This window comes from Mesorhizobium sp. M0587 (assembly GCF_040320945.1).
GTDB lineage: Bacteria > Pseudomonadota > Alphaproteobacteria > Rhizobiales > Rhizobiaceae > Mesorhizobium.
The window spans coordinates 1-14,351 of the sequence record NZ_JAMYQP010000006.1 but is presented as its reverse complement, the minus strand read 5'-3'; the positions used below and the strand labels follow the sequence as shown (position 1 = coordinate 14,351).

The 14,351-nt window shown below is 61.6% G+C and carries 16 protein-coding genes; 9 read left to right on the top strand and 7 right to left on the bottom strand.

Annotated elements, in window-relative coordinates:
- From NKI49_RS07320 to NKI49_RS07310, 3 genes are all read left to right on the top strand, one after another.
- Positions 1-1,404: an L-serine ammonia-lyase gene (locus NKI49_RS07320; RefSeq protein WP_352599337.1), complete on the top strand. Its 1,404-nt coding sequence runs from the start codon at positions 1-3 to the stop codon at positions 1,402-1,404.
- Between the two features lie 72 nt (positions 1,405-1,476).
- A complete protein-coding gene (locus tag NKI49_RS07315; protein ID WP_352599339.1) occupies positions 1,477-1,914 on the top strand; it encodes a DUF1489 family protein in 438 nt (145 codons plus the stop codon).
- Positions 1,915-2,156: 242 nt separating this feature from the next.
- A complete protein-coding gene (locus NKI49_RS07310; protein WP_352599341.1) occupies positions 2,157-2,858 on the top strand; it encodes a DnaJ domain-containing protein in 702 nt (233 codons plus the stop codon).
- Positions 2,859-2,904: 46 nt separating this feature from the next.
- Here the strand turns inward: NKI49_RS07310 and NKI49_RS07305 are convergent, their stop codons facing one another.
- Entirely contained in the window at positions 2,905-4,356 is a 1,452-nt protein-coding gene (locus tag NKI49_RS07305) for a D-alanyl-D-alanine carboxypeptidase (RefSeq protein WP_352599343.1), read from the bottom strand.
- Between the two features lie 287 nt (positions 4,357-4,643).
- Between NKI49_RS07305 and NKI49_RS07300 the strand changes: the two genes are divergently transcribed.
- From NKI49_RS07300 to clpA, 3 genes are all read left to right on the top strand, one after another.
- Positions 4,644-4,973, top strand: coding sequence for a phasin family protein (locus NKI49_RS07300; protein WP_027025117.1), 330 nt, complete (start codon positions 4,644-4,646; stop codon positions 4,971-4,973).
- Positions 4,974-5,250: 277 nt separating this feature from the next.
- The gene (gene clpS, locus NKI49_RS07295; RefSeq protein ID WP_352599375.1) at positions 5,251-5,577 is read left to right on the top strand and encodes an ATP-dependent Clp protease adapter ClpS; all 327 of its coding nucleotides are present in this window, start codon (positions 5,251-5,253) and stop codon (positions 5,575-5,577) included.
- A 6-nt stretch (positions 5,578-5,583) separates the two neighbouring features.
- Positions 5,584-8,052: an ATP-dependent Clp protease ATP-binding subunit ClpA gene (gene clpA / locus NKI49_RS07290; protein ID WP_352599346.1), complete on the top strand. Its 2,469-nt coding sequence runs from the start codon at positions 5,584-5,586 to the stop codon at positions 8,050-8,052.
- Between the two features lie 86 nt (positions 8,053-8,138).
- Here the strand turns inward: clpA and NKI49_RS33365 are convergent, their stop codons facing one another.
- The 5 genes from NKI49_RS33365 to NKI49_RS07265 all read right to left on the bottom strand — a co-directional run bounded on the left by NKI49_RS33365 (position 8,139) and on the right by NKI49_RS07265 (position 11,911).
- Positions 8,139-8,792, bottom strand: a complete 654-nt coding sequence (locus NKI49_RS33365) for a hypothetical protein (protein ID WP_502899487.1) — start codon at positions 8,790-8,792, stop codon at positions 8,139-8,141.
- A 118-nt stretch (positions 8,793-8,910) separates the two neighbouring features.
- Positions 8,911-9,348 (bottom strand): HIT family protein, encoded by a 438-nt coding sequence (locus NKI49_RS07280; RefSeq protein ID WP_352599377.1) that lies wholly within the window; start codon positions 9,346-9,348, stop codon positions 8,911-8,913.
- A gap of 92 nt (positions 9,349-9,440) precedes the next feature.
- Positions 9,441-10,655, bottom strand: coding sequence for a GNAT family N-acetyltransferase (locus NKI49_RS07275; protein ID WP_352599350.1), 1,215 nt, complete (start codon positions 10,653-10,655; stop codon positions 9,441-9,443).
- Between the two features lie 56 nt (positions 10,656-10,711).
- Positions 10,712-11,440 (bottom strand): glycerophosphodiester phosphodiesterase, encoded by a 729-nt coding sequence (locus tag NKI49_RS07270; protein ID WP_352599352.1) that lies wholly within the window; start codon positions 11,438-11,440, stop codon positions 10,712-10,714.
- A gap of 6 nt (positions 11,441-11,446) precedes the next feature.
- The gene (locus NKI49_RS07265; protein WP_352599354.1) at positions 11,447-11,911 is read right to left on the bottom strand and encodes a RidA family protein; all 465 of its coding nucleotides are present in this window, start codon (positions 11,909-11,911) and stop codon (positions 11,447-11,449) included.
- A 138-nt stretch (positions 11,912-12,049) separates the two neighbouring features.
- Here NKI49_RS07265 and NKI49_RS07260 point away from each other — a divergent pair, with 138 nt between their 5' ends.
- The 3 genes from NKI49_RS07260 to NKI49_RS07250 are packed head-to-tail and all read left to right on the top strand — an operon-like array spanning position 12,050 to position 13,801.
- On the top strand, positions 12,050-12,880 hold the full coding sequence (locus NKI49_RS07260) for a cell envelope integrity EipB family protein (RefSeq protein WP_352599356.1): 831 nt from the start codon (positions 12,050-12,052) through the stop codon (positions 12,878-12,880).
- Positions 12,881-12,914: 34 nt separating this feature from the next.
- Positions 12,915-13,193 (top strand): DUF4031 domain-containing protein, encoded by a 279-nt coding sequence (locus tag NKI49_RS07255; RefSeq protein ID WP_027025109.1) that lies wholly within the window; start codon positions 12,915-12,917, stop codon positions 13,191-13,193.
- Positions 13,190-13,801 carry a LysE family translocator gene (locus NKI49_RS07250; protein WP_352599358.1) on the top strand — a complete coding sequence of 204 codons (612 nt, stop codon included), beginning with the start codon at positions 13,190-13,192 and terminating at the stop codon, positions 13,799-13,801. The genes NKI49_RS07255 and NKI49_RS07250 overlap by 4 nt, the downstream gene beginning before the upstream one ends.
- A 36-nt stretch (positions 13,802-13,837) precedes the next feature.
- Here NKI49_RS07250 and NKI49_RS07245 read toward each other — a convergent pair.
- The coding region (locus tag NKI49_RS07245; protein ID WP_352695592.1) for an ISAs1 family transposase at positions 13,838-14,351 on the bottom strand (514 nt) is incomplete at its 5' end.

Below are 14,351 nucleotides of genomic sequence, written 5' to 3'. Positions count from 1 at the left end.
GTGTTCCTTTCGGTTTTCGACCTGTTCAAGATCGGCATTGGACCCTCGAGTTCGCACACGATGGGTCCGATGACGGCCGCGCGGCGGTTCCTCGACGAGGTGGCGGGTGACGACTGGCCTCGTCCGGCCGGCGCCAAGGTCGCCCGTATCGGCGCCAGCCTGCACGGTTCGCTCGCCTACACCGGCATCGGCCACGGCAGCGACCGCGCCGTCATTCTGGGCCTCGCCGGCCAGACTCCGCAAACAGTCGATCCCGACCGGGCCGACGGCATTGTCAGCCATATTGCCGCGGAGAAGCTGATATCGCCGCCCGGCCATCCATCCTATCGCTTCGACCCGGCCACCGACCTGGTGCTGGATCGCAAGACGCCGCTCGCCGGCCATGCCAACGGCATGGCGTTCTATGCTTATGACGCCGGCGGCCGACTGCTGCTCAAACGCATCTACTATTCGATCGGCGGCGGCTTCGTGGTCTCTGAAGAAGAACTGCAGCGCATGAAAACCAAGGGCTCGGTGACGACCGAAGGGAAGAAAGTGCCGTATCCCTTCAAAAATGCCGTCGAAATGCTGGCGATGGCGGGCAAAAGCGGGCTCTCCATCGCCGACATGAAGCGCGTCAACGAGGAAACACAGATGTCGCGCGAGGAACTCGATGCCGGGCTCGACGGCATCTGGAACGCCATGAAGAGCTGCATCGATCGCGGCCTATCGCAGGACGGCATCATGCCAGGCGGGCTGAAGGTGCGCCGACGCGCCAGGCGACTCCACGACAAGCTGCAGGAGCAGTGGCAGCAGAACCGGCCCAACCCGCTGCTCGCCAATGACTGGTTGTCGATCTACGCGATGGCGGTCAACGAGGAGAACGCGGCCGGCGGGCGCGTCGTCACGGCGCCGACCAATGGCGCGGCGGGTACATTACCGGCGGTGCTGCGCTACTGGCTGCACTTCCATCCCGAGGCCGACCAGCCGAGCATCCGCGATTTCCTGCTCACGGCGGCGGCCGTCGGCGGCATCATCAAGACGAACGCATCGATCTCGGGCGCCGAGGTCGGCTGCCAGGGCGAGGTGGGTTCCGCCTCGGCAATGGCGGCCGCCGGTCTGTGCGCCGTCATGGGCGGCACTCCCGAGCAGGTCGAGAACGCCGCCGAGATCGCGCTGGAGCATCACCTCGGCATGACCTGCGATCCGGTCGGCGGGCTGGTGCAAGTACCGTGCATCGAGCGCAATGCGCTGGGTGCGGTCAAGGCGGTGACGGCGGCGTCACTCGCCATAAAGGGCGACGGCATCCACTTCGTGCCGCTCGATGCGGCGATCGAAACCATGCGCCAGACCGGGCTCGATATGAACGAGAAGTACAAGGAAACCAGCTTGGGTGGTCTTGCCGTCAACGTTGTCGAGTGCTGAGCCAGCATCTGGCACTGTGGAGAACTCGTTCAGGCCGTTGACGCGTTCGTTCGCCGGATTAAATCTTCGAAAATGGCTCTCAATCTCCTAAAGCTTTGCGTCGGCTGCGACAGCGTCGAGGATCTCGAGGAATGGATCGCGTTCCGCCTCGACGAACGGCACCGGGCGGGCGAACCGGCCGAGCACTGGCACACGACCCGCATGGTGCCGACGCGCGGCAACGAAATCACCGACGGCGGTTCGCTCTATTGGGTGATCAAGGGCAACGTGCAATGCCGCCAGTTGATCACCGAGATCCGGCCGTTCACCGACGACGATGGTATCGGCCGCTGCCATCTGATGCTTGATCCCGAGGTGGTGCGCACCGATTGGCAGCCGCGCCGGGCTTTCCAAGGCTGGCGTTACCTGAAACCATCGGATGCGCCGGCCGACCTCGGCAAAGGCAAGTCAGGGCTGGTCGAGATGCCGCCGAAACTCAGGCGCGAGCTTGCGGATTTGGGCTTGCTGTAAATCCAACTGTCACACTGACGCGCTCTTCTGCACCAGCCGCCGCCGGTCGGTGGCCATCAACCTTGCCTGTACTGGCCTTGCAAGCCGCGCAACAACGCCACATCTTGAAATCTGTGAGCGACGAGAACCCCTTGTGTGGCCATCCTCTCCTTGTCCGGGAAGGCCATGATTCCGGCACAGAAAAAGTGTTGAACGAAATCACGCGGTGTCTGGTCGGACAAGGGACCGCGGGGCGGTAGGAAATGTTAGGCGCAATTATCGTCCTGGTCGCGTTGGTTCTGGTGCTGCTGAGCGTAGCCACCGCGTTTCTGCGTGCCGACCCAGCGAGGTTGGCAGGCTCGATGAGAGCGCTGGGGCCAATATTGCTGGCCCTGGTGGGTGCCGCTGTGCTCGCGGTCGGTCGCGAAGGGATCGGCGGCATCATCCTGGTCGCGGCAATCGCATGGTATGGCGTCGCGCGCATGACGCGGCCGAATTCAAGGCCGGCGCCCCGAAGGCGTTCAACCGTGCGAACGGCCGCGCTGGAGATGGAACTCGATCATGATACCGGCGGCCTCGAGGGCCTGGTTCTTGCCGGCCGCCACGACGGCAAGATGCTTGGCGCGATGGGACGTGCCGAACTGATGCAGCTGTTTCGCGAACTTTCAGGCGATCGCGAGAGCCGGCAATTGCTAGAGACGTATCTTGACGGCAGATTTCCCGTCTGGCGCAAACACGCTGAGACGGACAGTGGCGAAGGGCTGGGTATTGCGCCAAGTGCGGGCGCCATGACTAAGGAGGAGGCCTACAAGGTCCTTGGTCTTGAAGCGGGGGCCGCCGCGGCGGATGTCCGCAAAGCGCACCGCCGCCTGATGCAGCGCCTGCACCCCGATGTCGGCGGCACGTCTTTCCTGGCGGCGCGGATCAACGAAGCCAAGGACGTCTTGCTCTCCAATCACAACTAGTCTCCTTCGACGCAGAATTTTTCCGGGAGATGTTTTCGACGCCGTCCTACTGCTGGACGGCGTAGCACTCGATGTTCTTCTTCTTCAAAGCGGTGCAGGCCTTCCAGGCGGCGGTTTTGGAACCAAAGCCGCCGAAGCGGGCGCGGTAGTAGGTGACGCCGTCCTTGTCGAAAGCGACAGTAAAGCCGGAAGCGTCGGCCAGGACCTTGGGTGCCTGTTTAGTGGTCTTGTCGAGGAATGCCTGGGCCTCCGACTGTTTTGGCGAAGAGGCGATTTGGATGGCCCAACCCGACGGTACCGATGCGGTGTTGACCGGATCGACAGTTGGAGCGGGTTCGGCATAGGCCGCCACCACCTGGGCCGTGGCGACCTGAGGAGCCGACACGATCACCGTCTTGACCTTCTTCGCCTTGACGAGTGGTGCAGCCTCTTCGCTCTGGGCCGTGCTGTCTTCCTGTTCGCTCTGGACAGCGCCGTCTTCCGCTACGGTGGCGTCGTCGGCGACGGCAGCGTCGTCCGTGTCATCGGCGCTGGCCACCGCCATCGGCTTTTCGTCCGGGGTCGGTGCGTCGTGCTTGGGCAGCAGCACCTTGGCAAGCGCCTTGATCGGATTGCTGTCGCCGTCGGCCTGGGCGACGAGGCCGCCGCCGCCGCGTGTCGAGGCTCTCGGCATGTAGGTGTTGATCAGGGACGCCATCTGGTTGTCGCGGCTGCCGCCCGAGGTGCCGCCCATGACCACGGCGACGAGCCTGCGATTGCCGTCGGACACCGACGAGACGAGATTGAAGCCGGAGGCGCGGGTGTAGCCGGTCTTGATGCCGTCCACGCCCTTGATGCGTCCGAGCAGCCGGTTGTGGCCGTTGATGCGCTGGCGGCCATAGAGAAAAGAGCGCTGCGAGAAATAGCCGTAATATTGCGGGAAATGCTCCCTGAGCGCGATGCCGAGCGTGGCCATGTCGCGAGCCGTGGTGAACTGGCCGGGATCGGGCAGGCCGTTGGCGTTGCGGAACACGGTGCCGCTCATGCCGAGCTGCCGCGCCTTGGCGGTCATCATGCGGGCGAAATTGGTCTCATTGCCGCCGAGCATTTCGCCGAGCGCGGTCGCTGAGTCGTTCGCCGACTTGGTGACCATCGAGAGGATCGCGGTTTCCACTGTGACCGAACCGCCCGGCTTGACGCCGAGCTTCGTCGGCGGCTCGGCCGCGGCATTGGCGGAAAAGACAACCGGCGAGTTCCTGGCGATCCTGCCCTTCGCCAGTGCTTCGAACGTCAGATAAAGCGTCATCATCTTGGTCAGCGAAGCGGGATAGCGCCGGCCGTTGGCATCCGAGGAATAGAGCACCTTGCCGGTCTTGGCGTCGACGACGATGGCCGCGGATTTCGCCGCCAGCGACGAGGCTGCGTCCGCGACGACAAACGTCATCGCCAAGGCGACGATCATGATCGTTTTGAGAGGGGACACGGATTTGGAAACGATGCCCGACAACGCCTGACGCACTGATATTTCCCTTGAATTGCCCGTTGCGTTGGAGGCGGCAAAGGGTCCTGCCTCACTTCGGGCCAAGCTACCGGGGCAGCGTTACCAATCCGTTTATGGTAACCGCCGCGTTCACCATTTTCTTCGGGCTTGAAGCTTTCTTTATTTGATTTTTAGCGATTGGCCGCTGGTGCGGGCCCAAGCCTTGGCGAAAACGTTGACTTTTGTGCGCCGCACAATATATTTATCGTGCATTGCACAAGGGCGCCCCGAAGAAGGACGCTTCAACCGTCAAGGGAAAGCGTGAAATGACCCAGACCTATGAGGACTTCAGCAAATACGGCAAGGAGTTTGCCGATACCGGATTGAAGAGCTTCGCTTCGCTCTCCAAGGGTGCGCAGGCGATCGCCAGCGAAGCCGGCGAGTACACCAAGAAGAGCTTCGATGCCGGCAGCGCCGCTGTCGAGAAGCTGTTTTCGGCCAAGTCGCTGGAGAAGGCGATCGAGATCCAGTCCGACTACGCCAAACAGTCCTACGAGGCGTTCGTCGCCGAGGCCACCAAAATTGGCGATCTTTATGCCGAACTCGCCAAGGAAGCCTACAAGCCGTTCGAATCGATTGTCGCCAAGACGAAGTAGTTTCGTCTGACATTATCGGAATCAGGCCCTTTGGGTCTGGGACAAAGCCCGGTCGCGCAAGCGTGGCCGGGTTTTTTCATGTCAATTTCCGCTTCAGGCCCCCATACCCCTTCACGATTGCGAAAATCGGTCAAGTTTGGCCACCTAGCCATATTGTCAGCTAAACAGAAGGGCTTAAAATCGTCCATCGAACACCTACATGTCGAGTTCGCATGAGGATTCGAAGAGGCAGGATTACGTGACGATCGGTTTGACTGCCACGAGACAAGTGGCGCGGATGCAGAACGGCGGCGGCGGCAATGAGGCCGGCCGCGGGACCGCTGTGATCACGCGCACCAAAACCAAGACCAAGAAGCCTAGCCTTTACCGGGTCCTCATCCTCAACGACGACTACACGCCCATGGAGTTCGTGGTTCACGTGCTGGAACGCTTTTTCCAGAAAGACCGCGAAGCCGCCACACGCATCATGCTTCATGTTCACAATCATGGAGTGGGCGAGTGCGGGGTCTATACATTCGAGGTGGCCGAGACCAAAGTGTCTCAGGTCATGGATTTCGCCCGACAGAATCAGCATCCGCTGCAATGCGTGATGGAGAAGAAGTGAGGTAACATGCCGGCTTTCTCCCAAGGCCTGGAAAAGGCGCTTCACCAGGCGCTGACGCTCGCCAATGAGCGGCACCATGAATACGCAACCCTTGAACATCTGCTGCTCGCGCTTATCGACGACACGGAAGCGGCCGCGGTCATGCGCGCCTGCAACGTCGATCTCGATGAGCTGAAGCACACGGTTCTCACCTATATCGACACCGAGCTCGACAATCTGGTCACCGGCTACGACGAGGATTCCAAGCCGACAGCCGGCTTCCAGCGCGTCATCCAGCGCGCGGTGATCCATGTGCAGTCGTCGGGCCGCGAGGAAGTGTCGGGTGCCAACGTGCTCGTCGCCATCTTCGCCGAGCGCGAGAGCCATGCCGCCTATTTCCTGCAGGAACAGCAGATGACCCGCTACGATGCGGTCAACTACATCTCGCACGGCATCGCCAAGCGTCCGGGCGCATCGGAGACGCGCTCGCCGCGCGGCGCCGATGACGAGCAGGGCGGCCAGAACGGGGCCGAACCGCAAGAGGAAGGCGGCAAGAAGAAGCAGCAGCAGGACGCGCTGACCGCTTATTGCGTCAACCTCAACAACAAGGCCAAGGCCGGCAAGATCGATCCGCTGATCGGCCGCGAGTCGGAGATCAACCGCACCATCCAGGTGCTGTGCCGCCGCTCCAAGAACAACCCGCTCTATGTCGGTGATCCCGGCGTCGGCAAGACGGCGATCGCCGAGGGGCTGGCCAAGCGGATCGTCGAGGGCGACGTGCCAGAGGTGCTGCTCAACGCGACCATCTTCGCGCTTGACATGGGCACGCTGCTCGCCGGTACGCGCTATCGCGGCGATTTCGAGGAACGGCTGAAGCAGGTCGTCAAAGAACTCGAGGACTATCCCGGCGCCGTGCTGTTCATCGACGAGATCCACACGGTGATCGGGGCAGGGGCCACGTCGGGCGGCGCCATGGATGCGTCCAACCTGTTGAAACCGGCCCTGTCGTCGGGTGCGATCCGCTGCATCGGCTCGACCACCTACAAGGAGTTCCGGCAGTTCTTCGAAAAGGACCGTGCTCTGGTGCGGCGCTTCCAGAAGATCGACGTCAATGAGCCGACCATCGAGGACGCCATCGAGATTATGAAGGGGCTGAAGCCCTATTTCGAGGAGTTCCACAAGGTTCGCTACACGAGCGAGGCGATCAAGGCCTCGGTCGAGCTGTCGGCGCGCTACATCAACGACCGCAAGCTGCCGGACAAAGCGATCGACGTGATCGACGAAACCGGCGCCTCGCAGATGCTGGTGCCGGAAGCCAAGCGCAAGAAGACGATCGGCATCAAGGAGATCGAAGCGACGATCGCCACAATGGCGCGTATCCCGCCGAAGACGGTTTCGGCCGACGACGAGAAGGTGCTGCAAGGCCTCGACATCGAGTTGAAGCGCGTCGTCTACGGCCAGGACACCGCGATCACCGCGCTGACCTCGGCGATCAAGCTGGCGCGCGCCGGCCTTCGCGAACCGGAGAAACCGATCGGCTCCTACCTGTTCTCGGGACCAACCGGCGTCGGCAAGACGGAGGTCGCCAAGCAATTGGCCGCCTCGCTCGGCGTCGAGCTGATCCGCTTCGACATGTCGGAGTACATGGAACGCCACACCGTCTCACGGCTGATCGGCGCGCCTCCCGGCTATGTCGGCTTCGACCAGGGCGGTCTTTTGACCGACGGCGTCGACCAGCATCCGCACTGCGTGCTGTTGCTGGACGAGGTGGAGAAGGCGCATCCGGACCTGTTTAACATCCTGTTGCAGGTGATGGACCACGGCAAGCTGACCGACCACAACGGCAAGCAGATCGACTTCCGCAATGTCATCCTGATCATGACCACCAATGCGGGCGCATCCGATGCGCAGCGCGCGGCGATCGGTTTTGGCTCGACCAAGCGCGAAGGCGACGATGTCGAGGCGATCAACCGGCTGTTCACGCCGGAATTCCGCAACCGTCTCGATGCGATCATCCCGTTCGGTTCGCTGCCGGTGCCGGTCATCCATCAGGTGGTGCAGAAGTTCGTCATGCAGCTCGAGGCTCAGCTCTCCGAGCGTGGCGTTACCTTCGACCTGTCGTCGGATGCGATCGCCTGGCTGGCCGACAAGGGCTATGACGAGCGCATGGGTGCACGGCCGCTCGGCCGCGTGATCCAGGAGCACATCAAGAAGCCATTGGCCGACGAGGTGCTGTTCGGCAAGTTGAAGAAGGGCGGCACGGTGCGCGTCACCGTCGAGAAGAAGGAAACCGGCGAGACCGGCCTGAAGCTCGAATCGCTGGCCGACGAAGCGCCGGTGAAACCGAAGAAGGAAGAGCCGGAAGACGCCCCCAAGCCGAGAAAGGCCGTGGCCAAGAAGCCTGCCGCAAAGAAGGCGGTGGCGCAGAAGCCGGAATCCAAGGGCAAGGACGGCGGCAAGCGCAGCCTGGTGCCGCAATTGCCCCGGAAGAACTGATCCTGAGAAAAGTCGAAAAAGCCCCGGAAACGGGGCTTTTTTCATTCGAACAATGGGGTGAGCCCTGTGCAGTGTGCGGAATGCGTCTACCGGGAGCGGCGTACCCAATAGCTTTCAGAGGCTTGTGGATCCGCCCCTCGCAACCCACCAGCGCTCCTGACTATACCGACGAAGCTTCGGGGCGGGCCAAAGGAATCTCGCTCGCGAAACAGGAAGCAATGGTCGTCCGGGACAATACCACTCCGGTGATTTTCCAGATGGCGACCGAGATCAGTATACCCGCGTAGCCGTCCGGGGCGTAGTGCCACCCAAGAACCACGGACCCGAGCATGATGATCGCCGCGAATATCCACATTGCGACGCCCAGCCGTGGAGACAGCCTCGTTGCATACAGCGCAAAAAGCACGGATGACGCGACATGAATGGAAGGGAACGCTGATATGCCCATGGTTCCTGAAGACTTCGCGATCGACCAATGCCAGTTGAAGCAGCCGGAACACTGCATATGCACATCCAAAAATCCAGAAATAGACCACCAGATAAAAGGCATATTCGTAAAGCAATGCGAAATCCGGCAAATTCCCGATCCGGGCGCCAACCGCAAAGCCTAATCCCAGAGTAAACAGCGCAACCGCATGAATAATGCGATGCCGAAGAAACGATTCGACCAAGAGTTTTGAAAAAGCGGCCTCATCATTGGCCCCGGACCGCCGGCTCAAATATTCGAAAGTATCTTGCAATGCATGTCCCTCTCGCGCGAGACGTGAGAAATGCCTCGCAAGGGCTTGCTGGAGTATTAAGAAGCAGCCGCTGGGTGGTCGTCTCAGCCGCCGCGATGATCGCTCGGTTTACAAAGGCCTAAGATTTTCCGGAAAGCGCGGCCCGTATCTTCTCGGCGTTCTGCGCCAGCACTTCAGGCTTTTCCATCACGCCCGAGTGCGGCTTCAACGGGATGCCGTCGAAACGCGGGATGACATGCACATGCAGGTGGAAAACGGTCTGCCCCGAGGCCGGCTCATTGAACTGCATGACGGTAACGCCGTCGGCGCCGAAGGCTCGTTTGACTGCCCGCGCCACGTTCTGGACGACCAAGAAAAGCGGACCGAAGGTTGACGGGTCGGCGTCGAGCAGGTTGCGCGACGGTGCCTTTGGCACCACCAGCGTATGGCCCGGCCCCTGCGGCATCACATCCATGAAGGCGATGACCGCCTCGTCCTCGTAGACGCGATGCGAGGGAATTTCGCCGCGCAAGATCTTGGCGAAGATGTTGTCGGTTTCGTAGGCGGTTTCGGCCATGGCGAAGGCTCCCGATTGTGCCTCTCGTGTAGCGAAGCCGTCGAAACTCGGCAAGATGATCATCGATCCTGCCCATCGGCGCGGCCCAGTCGCTACTCCTCCAGATCTTTGCGGAACGGCGTGTGCTCTTCCAGATATTCGCTCATCCGCTCGACCTCGCGTCGTTCGCGCCTGAGATAGTCGGCAACCGCATTGCGCAGGCCAGGATGCGCGATGTAGTGCGCGGAGTGCATCGTCACGGGCCGGTAGCCGCGCGCCAGTTTGTGCTCGCCCTGCGCGCCCGCCTCGACCACCTTCAGCTTGCGTTGGATGGCGAAGTCGATCGCCTGGTGATAGCAGACCTCGAAATGCAGGAAGGGATGATCCTCGATGCAGCCCCAGTTGCGGCCGTAGAGAGCATCGGAGCCGATGAAATTTATCGCGCCGGCAATGTAGCGGCCGTTGCGCCTGGCCATCACCAGCAGGATGTCGTCGGCCATGCGTTCGCCGATCAGCGAGAAGAATTGCCGGTTCAGGTACGGCCGGCCCCATTTGCGGCTGCCGGTGTCCATGTAGAAAGCGAAGAAATCATCCCAGGCCTTTTCAGTCAGGTCCTTGCCTGTCAGCCAGTCGATCGAGATGCCGTCGGCAAGCGCCTCGCGCCTCTCCTTCTTCATCGCCTTGCGCTTGCGCGAGGCAAGCGTGGCGAGGAAGTCGTCATAGGTCGAAAAGCCGTCATTGACGAAATGGAACTGCTGGTCGGTGCGATGCAGGAACCCCGCCGCTTCCAGCACCTCGACGTCGCTCTCGCGCGCGAAGGTGACATGCGCGGAGGAAACGCCGAGTTTCTCCGTGACTGCCTTCAGGCCCGCCGCCAGCCCGGCCTTGACGGTGCCGGCGTCCTCGTCCTTGGCGACCAGCAGGCGAGGGCCGGTTACCGGCGAGAACGGCACCGAGCATTGCAGCTTGGGATAGTAGCGGCCGCCGGCTCGTTCGAAGGCATCGGACCAGCCATGGTCGAACACATATTCGCCCTGGCTGTGCGATTTGAGGTAACAAGGAATCGCGCCAAGCAGCCTGCCTTGCGCATTCTCCAGCCGCAAATGATGGCCCTGCCAGCCGGTGCGCCGCACGGCACAGCCGGAATCCTCGAGTGCACTCAAAAAAGCAAAGGAAACGAGCGGGTTGTAATCGTCATCCGCATCCCCGCGCGCGGTGCCACCGAGGCTGTTCCACTCATCCGGGGTGAAAGCGCCGACGCCGGCGGCGACGCGGATCGAATACTCCGCATTTGTTGTCTGGCCGTCGCAGTCTTCGCCTTGATCCATGAGGCTTATTTAAGCTCCGCTCAGGCCGCTACAAGTCACGTTTCAGGCACCCGGCTTCAGGCGACATCGACCAGGTCGGGTTCGAACCCTTCGAACGTCATCTGGTCGGCATATTTGAAGGTGAGGTCGATCGCCGGCTGGTCATGCACCGTCCAGGTGATGACCGGCATTTTGAGCTTTTCACGCACGAAGCTGACGAAGGGATTCGGCAAGTCGCCTGCGGCATAAGAGGTGAAGGCGAGCTCGTGCGCCAGCATGGCGAAATGCGCCTCGATCAATTTGGCGTCCTTGCCGTAGGCGGTCAGTCCGCCGGGAATGCCCGGCGCATGTTTGGCAAAGTCGCGGATCAGCCAGTGATCGAACGACATGATCGCTGCCTTGCCCCGATAGCGCTTGAGCATCTTGCCGACGCACGCCACCAAGCCTTCGTCACGGCCTGGAATTCCTTTCAGTTCGACGACCATCGGCACGCGACCATCGACCAGGTCGAGCGCCTCCTGCAGCGTCGGCACATGGTCCGACGTGCCGCCGACCTTGAACGTCGCAAGCTCGGCCGCGGTGCGTTGCCAGACGAAACCGTCCTGTCCGGTCAGCCTTTGCAGATCCTGATCATGGATGATGACCGGAACGCCGTCCGAGGACAGATGCACATCGCATTCGATGGCATAGCCGCGCTCGGCTGCCGCGGCAAAGGCGGAAAGCGTGTTTTCCCAGCGCGTCTTGTTCATGTCGTGGAAGCCGCGGTGCGCAACGGGCCGGGCGGCCAGCCAGGATAGGTCGGTCATGGTGTTTCACTCGACTTCGAAGATCGCTTCGATTTCCACTGCGGCATTAAGCGGCAGCGAGGCGGTGCCGACGGCGGAGCGGGCATGCTTGCCGCGTTCGCCAAGAGCGGCGACCAGGAAATCGGATGCGCCGTTGGCAACCAGATGCTGCTCGATGAAATCCGACGCCGACGCAACGAAGACGGTGATCTTCACCAGCTTGCGGATCTTCTCGAGATCGCCGAGTGCAGCCTTGGCCTGCGCCAGAATGTTGATCGCGCAGTATTTTGCCGCGTCCTTGCCGGCGGCGGTGTCGACGTCGCGGCCGAGCAGGCCGCTCGCCTGCAGCTTGCCGTCCTTGAGCGGCAATTGTCCGGCGGTGAACAGCAGGCTGCCGGTCCTGCTGTAGGGCACGTAGTTGGCGGCAGGCGCGGCGGCCACGGGAAGCGTCACGCCCAGATCGGTTAGCCGCTTTTCGATTGTTTCGCTCATTGCTTTTCCCTATTGCTGGAAGGTGCCGCGCTGGCCGGGCCGAAACTGCTATTTTTGCCTCGCTTCCGCCACGACTTTTTTTAAGCTGGGCCATCTTTACCTGCGGCCTGCCATCAGCCGCGACGATCGGAGCACCTCATGCGCGCAACGCGCCTTGCATTCAACGCCGTTCTGTTGTCGGCAGTCTTCTCGATAGGCCCCGCTTTCGCCGTGCCGGCGCTGCAAGCGCACCGCGCCGTCTACGACCTGTCGCTGAACAAGGCGGACGATCGCTCCGGCATCACCGGTATCACCGGCCGGATGGTCTATGAGTTCAACGGTTCGGCCTGCGAAGGCTATACGGTGAAATTCCGTTTCGTCACCCGGATCGTCACAACTGACAGCACGAAGCTGACCGACCAGCAGACGACCACTTTCGAGGATGCCGAAGGCAAGACCTTTTCATTCGTGACCAAATCCTTTGTCGACCAGAACCTCGACAAAGAGGTCAAGGGCGTCGCCACGAAGGACACGAAAGGGCTCAAGGTCGACATCGACAAGCCCGAAAAGAACAGTCTGGAGCTCGCCGCCACCCAGTTTCCGACCCAGCATCTGGTCGAACTGATCGGCAAGGCCGAGAAAGGCGAAAACTTCTACCAGACAAACCTGTTCGACGGTTCGGAGGACGCCAACAAGGTGATGGCGACCACCGTCGTCGTCGGAAAGAAGGCGGATGGCGACAAAGCCGATCCGGAAGCGCCGGCGCTGGCGAAGCTCGCCACCGACAAGTACTGGCCGGTCGACATCGCCTATTTCGACGACAGTACCAAGGATGGCGAGGAGGTGCCGGAATACCGGATCAGCTTCAAGCTGCATGAAAACGGCATCACGCGCGACCTCGTGATGGATTATGGCCAGTTCTCGATGACCGGCAAGCTCGTCAACCTGTCGCTGTTCGACCAATCGAAGCCTTGCCCGGCGTCGAAATAGCAGCAGCGCCGAATTGAGCGCCACGGCAAGCTTGATGGCTGTCTATGTCGATGCGGCGATCTGGAAGTGGGCCGGCCATCGCTGGTGCCATCTGCTGGCCGACGATATGGACGAGTTGCATCGGTTCGCCGCCGAGCTCGGCGTCAAGCGTTCGTCCTACCAGGGGCCGCCCAAGACATCGGCTCCCCACTATGACATAACCGGCTTCGAGCGCGACCGCGCGGTGCGGCTCGGCGCCATAGAATGCAGCCGCGAGGAGATCGTTGCGATCTTCCGGCGGGTACGCGTGCCGAACGGGAAGACACGGCGATGACTTTGACGGCATTTCTGGCCTATTGCGCCGCGATCACGCTGGCCGCCGCGACGCCGGGACCGGCGATGTTCGCGGTCATCACCAATGGCGTGTCTCGCGGTTTCCTTCGTGCTTTCATGGCTGGCGTTGGGGTTGCAGCAGGCGATGCGGTGCTGGTGACGCTCGCATTGCTCGGGCTGGTGGCGTTGGCGCAGACGTTCGAATGGATCTTTCTGCTGTTGAAATATGCGGGCGCCGCCTATCTGATCTTTCTCGGCGTCAGGATGTGGCGAGCTGCCGCCACACAACCCAACGACCCCCAGGCTCCTCAATCGGGATTGTCTCGGTCGTTCCTGCTCGGCGCGTCCATTGCACTCGGCAACCCGAAGGCGATTCTGTTTCATGCCTCGATCATGCCGCTGATCCTCAATCTCGACACCATGACCTTCGCCGACGGTCTGCTGGTGGTCCTCGTCGTGATCAGCGTCAATATTCTTACAATGGGTATCTATGCAGCGCTGGCGGGCCGGGCCTCGAGCTGGTTCAGGACACCGAGACGGATGCGGCTGATGAACAGATTTGCCGGCAGCGCCATGATCGGCACCGGAGCGCTGATTGCCGCACGCTGAGCGGTGAAGCACACGGCGGGGAATCGAGGTTAACGGTCATTTTTGTTGGAGGATCTGGAGCAGGAAGTCTGGGTCCCACCCCGCGGCTTTGCGCTTTGTCTTGACGCTGCCTTTTGATTTGTCGAGGCGCACGAGGTTGAGGGCGAAGCGGCGCACGGCAGCCATGTTCTTGGCGCCGTTTCCGGCGCGATAGCGCGACAGGTCGTCCTTGAAGGCGACGTCGAGCAGCCAGTGCATGCTCTCGACACCCCAATGGCCGCGTGCTGCGGCGGCGAGGCGCTCGATGTCGCAAGGTGCGGAGCAGATGTAGTAGCGCGTCTCGGCGCTGCTGCTTCGGTCGGCATATTCGAGGCGGGTGTGAACCTTGAGGATGGTCTTGATGGTGCGGAAGCGCGGCTGGCCCGGGTAGCTGCGCTCCGAGTTGATCCAGCAGACATTGGCGGAGGCGGCGTAAGTGCGTGTTTCGAGGCGTCCATGGGCCTTTTCGAGTGTGGTCTTGGTAGCCAGCTCTGCCGCCGGCGCATCGTTGAAATAGGCCTCGACGTCACTT